7 protein-coding genes are annotated in these 5,181 nt (G+C 69.8%); 1 reads left to right on the top strand and 6 read right to left on the bottom strand.

The features are described from left to right. The 6 genes from ACE3O1_RS12770 to ACE3O1_RS12745 all read right to left on the bottom strand — a co-directional run. Positions 1 to 319 (bottom strand): Mur ligase domain-containing protein (locus tag ACE3O1_RS12770; protein ID WP_374315619.1); only part of this gene is annotated, 319 nt, incomplete at its 3' end. A gap of 24 nt (positions 320 to 343) precedes the next feature. Continuing rightward, complete coding sequence (locus tag ACE3O1_RS12765; RefSeq protein WP_374315617.1) at positions 344 to 2,128, bottom strand: peptidoglycan D,D-transpeptidase FtsI family protein; 1,785 nt, start codon at positions 2,126 to 2,128, stop codon at positions 344 to 346. 4 nt (positions 2,129 to 2,132) lie between these two features. After that, the gene (locus ACE3O1_RS12760) at positions 2,133 to 2,735 is read right to left on the bottom strand and encodes a hypothetical protein (RefSeq protein WP_374315615.1); all 603 of its coding nucleotides are present in this window, start codon (positions 2,733 to 2,735) and stop codon (positions 2,133 to 2,135) included. Beyond that, complete coding sequence (gene rsmH, locus ACE3O1_RS12755) at positions 2,732 to 3,685, bottom strand: 16S rRNA (cytosine(1402)-N(4))-methyltransferase RsmH (protein ID WP_374315613.1); 954 nt, start codon at positions 3,683 to 3,685, stop codon at positions 2,732 to 2,734. Before rsmH ends, ACE3O1_RS12760 begins: the two co-directional genes overlap by 4 nt. A 103-nt stretch (positions 3,686 to 3,788) precedes the next feature. Beyond that, complete coding sequence (gene mraZ / locus ACE3O1_RS12750; RefSeq protein WP_374315611.1) at positions 3,789 to 4,220, bottom strand: division/cell wall cluster transcriptional repressor MraZ; 432 nt, start codon at positions 4,218 to 4,220, stop codon at positions 3,789 to 3,791. A 192-nt stretch (positions 4,221 to 4,412) separates the two neighbouring features. Further along, positions 4,413 to 4,784: a DUF3040 domain-containing protein gene (locus ACE3O1_RS12745; RefSeq protein ID WP_374315609.1), complete on the bottom strand. Its 372-nt coding sequence runs from the start codon at positions 4,782 to 4,784 to the stop codon at positions 4,413 to 4,415. Between the two features lie 63 nt (positions 4,785 to 4,847). On the opposite strand from ACE3O1_RS12745, the gene ACE3O1_RS12740 reads away from it, so the two are divergent. Beyond that, positions 4,848 to 5,181: polyprenyl synthetase family protein (locus tag ACE3O1_RS12740; RefSeq protein ID WP_374315607.1), on the top strand; the 334-nt coding region annotated here is incomplete at its 3' end.

Raw genomic sequence — 5,181 nt, 5'->3', positions numbered from 1 at the left:
GCTCTCGCACGGCGGCGACGACGTGGCGGGCGAGATCGGCGAGGGCCTGGACCGCGCTCGGGACCACGATCTGCGTGACCGTCGCGTCCACCACGTGCTCGACGATCGCCACGGCAGCGCCGTTCGCGACGGCGGCGTCGACGAAGAGGTGCCCGTCGGTCTCCTCTCCGGGCTTCGCGACGAAGATGCCGCCGGGCGCGATGAGCCGGGAGTCCGTGTCGACGCCGCCAGCGACGACGGTGTCAGCCGTCGAGCCTTCGGCGAGCACCGCCTGTCCTCCGAGGACGTGGGCGAGCTGGGCGATGGTGAGGGCGATCATGTGTTCTCCGGCCGGATCGGGAGGTCACCCGAACTTGGGCAACAGCTCCGGCGCCGACGTGGCGGGCATGACGCGGTAGGTCTTGAGAACCTGGGTCATCGCCTGCTGGAACGTGGGCCCGTTGGCCGCAGACGATGTTACCTTTTTGGGCTCGTCGAGCGTCACGATGACGAGGTACTGCGGGTCCTCGGCGGGCGCGAACCCCAGCATGGTGGTGAAGTACACCCCGCGCTTGTAGCCGCCGTTGACGAGGTCGGGCTTCTCGCCGGTGCCCGTCTTGCCCGCGATGCGGTAGCCGGGGATCTGGACCATCGGGGCGAACGAGGACTGCAGGAAGACGTTCTCGAGCATCGTGCGCATCTGGGCGGACGTGGACTTCTTGAGGATGCGCTCGCGCTCGGGCTGCTCGGACTCGATCACGGTGCCATCGGCCTTGGTGCACGATTCGACCAGCGACAGCGGCACCTTGACGCCGCCGTTGGCGATGGCCGCGTAGGCGCCTGCGAGCTCCGGCACGGTCGTGGTCAGACCCTGTCCGAAGGCGGTGTTGTAGCTGGTCTGGGCATCCCAGTCCTCGAGCGGGTGGAGAAGGCCCGTCTGCTCGCCGCTGAAGTGCACGTCGCTGCCGGAGCCGATGCCGAACTTCTTGAAGTAGTCGTACCGCACCTGCGGCGAGACACGCTCGCTGAACTTGGAGATGCCGGCGTTGGACGAGTCCACCAGCACGCCGGTGAGGGTGTAGGTGAACGCCGGATGCTGGAAGGAGTCGCGCGCGAAGGCCCCGTTCGCGAAGAGCTCGTAGCCGGATGCGACGACGGTGGAGTTCGGGTTCTGGCCGCCGGCGTCGACCACGGTGGCGGCGGTGAGCCCCTTGAAGGTGGAGCCGGGCTCGAAGGTGCCCTCGAAGATCCTGCTGCCGCGCACGCCCTCGAGCGCCGTCGGCTCGTTTGGGTCGATCGTCGGGTACTCCGCGGCCGCGCGGATCTTGCCCGTGTTCACCTCGACGACGAAGATCGAGCCGGCCTCGGCCTGCCGCTCGACGACCTCGTCGCCGATGAGCTGCTGCAGGTACCACTGCAGGTCGCGGTTGATCGTGAGCTCCAGCGTCCCTCCGTCGACCGCGGGCTGCTCGCGTCGGGTTCCCGGGATGACGACCCCGTCCTTGCCCTTCTGATACGCCAGTGCGCCGTCCGTCGCCCGCAGGCAGTCGTCGTACGAGCGCTCCAGTCCCTCGAGCGCGTCGCCGTCGGTTCCGATGAAGCCGACCAGGTTTCCGGCGACCGCACCGTCGGGGTACGCGCGGGCGGGGTGCGGGCCGCACGCGATGTAGGGCGTTCCGAGATCCATCAGCGCCCGGTACTGCTCGGTGCTCACGCCGTTGCGCAGGATGGCGTACTGCGACTCGGCGTTCTCCGCCAGCGCGTCGGAGACGATCGTGCGGACATCGTCGGCATCCTGCCCGGTGATCTCGGCGACGTCGGCGGAGACGTCCGCCCACGGGTCGTCCGTGGACTCTCCGGCGGCGATCTCGTCGTCGATCTGCGAGATCAGCTTGGGGTCGAGCTGGCAGTCGTACTCGAGGACGCTCCCGGCGAGCGTCTGCCCGGTGGCGTCGACGATCGACCCGCGGGTCCCGTGGAGCACCTGCCCGCCCTCGAGAGCCACCTCCATCGAGTCGGCGACATGGTCGTCGGCGTTGACGACCTGGATGTCGACGAGCCGGACGATGAAGGCGCCGAGCACCGCCAGGACGACGGCGAGGGCGACGACGGTGCGACGACGGGGGCTCCGGGTGCTGCGGGTCGTCATGGAATCAGTGTGTGCTCGGCGTGGGCAGTCCGTCGGTGATCGCCGGCGGAGTGTTGGCGACTCCGCCGTCCTCGACCGGCTCGACGGGCGCGACCGGTGCGACCGGCTTCCCCTTGATCGTCGCGTCGGGGGCCGTCACGAGGGGCGTGTCGGTGATGAGGGCGTTGGGGACGACCCCGCGGCCGAGGGCGTCAACCGACGACCGGCCGTACGACACCTGCCCTGCACCGAGCAGCTGGCCGTCGCTCAGTCGCAGGTAGCTCGGCGACTCGTCGATGACCATGCCCAGCGCCGTCGCGTTGGCGGCGAGGTACTGCGGCGAGCTGAGCCCGGCGACCTCGTCGTAGAGGATCTGCTTCTGGAAGGTGAGCTCGCGCTGCTGCGCGCTCAGCGTCGACAGCTCGTAGGTGCCCTGCGTCGTCATGATCGACAGCGCCATCTGGGCGCCGGCGATGAGGAATGCTCCGAGCACCGCGACCACGCCGTACAGGAGCTTCGGCCGGCGACGCCGCGCGGGCGCCTCGACCGCGCGCAGGCGGCGGGCCGGCGCCTCCGGCCCGAGCGGCGCGACGGCGGGCGCGTGCAGCGCATCGATGGCGGTGCTCATGCGTCCTCCCGGATCCGCTCTGCGGCGCGCAGGCGCACCGGTGTGGCTCGTGGGTTGACGGCGCGCTCCTCGTCGGAGGCGAGCTCCGCGCCCTTGACCAGCAGGCGGAACCGCGGTGCGTGCTCGGGCAGCTCGACGGGCAAGCCCGCCGGTGCCGTCGAAGCGGAGGCATCCGCCAGCTCCCGCTTGACGAGGCGGTCTTCGAGGGACTGATACGACAGCACCACGATGCGACCGCCCACCGGAAGGATGCCGAGCGCGGCCGGGACGGCGCGCTCGAGCACCGACAGCTCCCGGTTGACCTCGATGCGCAGCGCCTGGAACACCCGCTTGGCGGGGTGCCCGGCACGCTGCACCGCGGCCGGCGTGGCGGCCTGGAGGATCGCGACGAGGCGCCCGGAGCGCTCGATGGGAGCCTCGGCCCTCGCCGCGATGATGGCGCGGGCGTAGCGGCCGGCGAGCTTCTCCTCGCCGTACCGCTCGAAGATGCGGCGCAAGTCGCCCTCGCCATAGGTGGCGAGGATCTCGGCGGCGGTCGTGCCGGCCGACTGATCCATGCGCATGTCCAGCGGAGCATCCTGCGCGTAGGCGAAGCCGCGATCGGCCTCGTCGAGCTGCAGCGACGAGACCCCGAGGTCGAACAGGATGCCGTCGGCGGCGGCGTAGCCGGCCCGGGCGACGGCGTCGGCGATGCCGTCGTACACCGTGTGCACCAGGGTCACGCGATCTCCGAAGCGGGCCAGGCGCTCCCCCGCGATGCGCAGGGCGTCGGTGTCACGGTCGAGCCCGACCAGTCGCAGACCGGGAAGCCTCTCGAGGAACGCCTCGGAATGACCGCCCATGCCGAGCGTGGCATCCACGAAGACCGCTCCCTCGTGCTGAAGGGCAGGAGCGAGCAGGTCGAGGCAGCGGTCGAGGAGGACGGGGGTGTGGATGTCGCGCAGGTTCATGGTCGATCTGGACCGGAGTTCCCTCGGTCCTGATCCCCATCCGCTCCGACCTGGCGCCGGGGAAGTGCGACAGGGAGGGCGGCTGGGAGTCAGGACCGAGGGCTCAGAACAGGCCCGGGATCACCTCCTGCTCCAATTCGGCATAGCTCTCTTCGTTCGCCTCGGCGTAGGTGTTCCAGGCCTCGGCGTTCCAGATCTCGGCGTGAGCGCCGACGCCGGTGATGACGAGGTCGCGCTCCAGGCCGGCGTAGGCGCGCAGCGGAGGCGGGAGGGTGATGCGGTTCTGGCTGTCGGGCTTCTCGGCGCTTGCACCCGAGAGGAACATGCGCAGGAAGTCGCGGGCCTGCTTGTTGGCCAGCGGCGCCTCGCGGATGCGCTCGTGGACGCGCTCGAACTCCTGCGTGCTGAAGACGTAGAGACAGCGATCCTGGCCGCGGGTCACCACGACGCCTCCGCCCAGATCGTCGCGGAACTTGGCCGGAAGGATGACGCGACCTTTGTCGTCGAGCTTGGGAGTGTGCGTGCCAAGAAGCATCGGCTCATCACTCCCCCTTCGTCGGCCCCCCTGGGATGTTCGCCACTTTACTCCACTTCCCTCCACTTTGTCACCCATTCATGGCGATTCCTCCCCTGCGACCTCCATCGGCCCGTACCGAGGGGCGCGCGCACGCAAAAAAAGCACCGACCCGGAGGTCGGTGCTTGTCCCGCGTCAGCGGAGAAGTCGGATCAGCGCTCGCCTTGGCGCTTGTCCCATCGATCATTCATGCGGTCCATGAAGGAGGCGCTCGGCCGGCTGGAGGCGGCGGCCGGCTTGTCGGGCTCGACGCGCACGCGTCCGGGGCCGCGCGTCGGGGTCACGGCGAGGATCACCCCGCCCAGCATCACCACGAAGCCGAGCACTCCCACGATGATCATCGGCAGCGAGACGCCGACGATCAGGCCGCCGAGGCCCAGCAGGACGAGGATCGTGCCGTAGACGATGTTGCGATAACTGAGGCTGCGGCCGTCGCGAGGCGCGCTGACGACGTCCGCGTCGTTGCGCATCAGATGGCGTTCCATCTCGTCGAGCAGACGCTGCTCCTGTTCGGAGAGTGGCATGCATCCCCCTCTTTAGCTCACTGCGAAGATTCTACGCGTGCCGTAGATCACTAGGCTAGGCCCGTGTCCGCCTCTCCAGACCCGGTCGAAGCCATTTCCCAGCGTCTGGACATGTTCGTCTCGGCTCAGCGCCTTCACGCGGCCGAGCTCGGCACCGAGGCGGCGCTGTTCATCGAGGCGGGCGCGGCCGCCGTCTCCGGCGGCAAGCGCCTGCGCGCGCGCTTCTGCGTCGCCGGGTGGAGGGCAGTGGAGGAGGCGTCCCGCCCCTCCGGACCGGCGCCCGCCGACGTCGTGACGGCCGCCGCCGCGCTCGAGGTCTTCCATGCGGCGGCTCTCGTTCACGACGACGTCATCGACAACTCCGACACGCGACGCGGGCGCCCGGCAGCGCACCGGG

Source organism: Microbacterium sp., assembly GCF_041909575.1.
Lineage (GTDB): Bacteria > Actinomycetota > Actinomycetes > Actinomycetales > Microbacteriaceae > Microbacterium.
Note: the sequence above shows the minus strand (reverse complement) of the source record. Positions and strands in the feature narration are given on the sequence as shown.

Coding starts and splice junctions, on each gene's coding strand:
- ACE3O1_RS12765 (WP_374315617.1), bottom strand. CDS start 2,128: ATGACGACCCGCAGCACCCGGAGCCCCCGTCGTCGCACCGTCGTCGCC.
- ACE3O1_RS12760 (WP_374315615.1), bottom strand. CDS start 2,735: ATGAGCACCGCCATCGATGCGCTGCACGCGCCCGCCGTCGCGCCGCTC.
- mraZ (WP_374315611.1), bottom strand. CDS start 4,220: ATGCTTCTTGGCACGCACACTCCCAAGCTCGACGACAAAGGTCGCGTC.
- rsmH (WP_374315613.1), bottom strand. CDS start 3,685: ATGAACCTGCGCGACATCCACACCCCCGTCCTCCTCGACCGCTGCCTC.
- ACE3O1_RS12745 (WP_374315609.1), bottom strand. CDS start 4,784: ATGCCACTCTCCGAACAGGAGCAGCGTCTGCTCGACGAGATGGAACGC.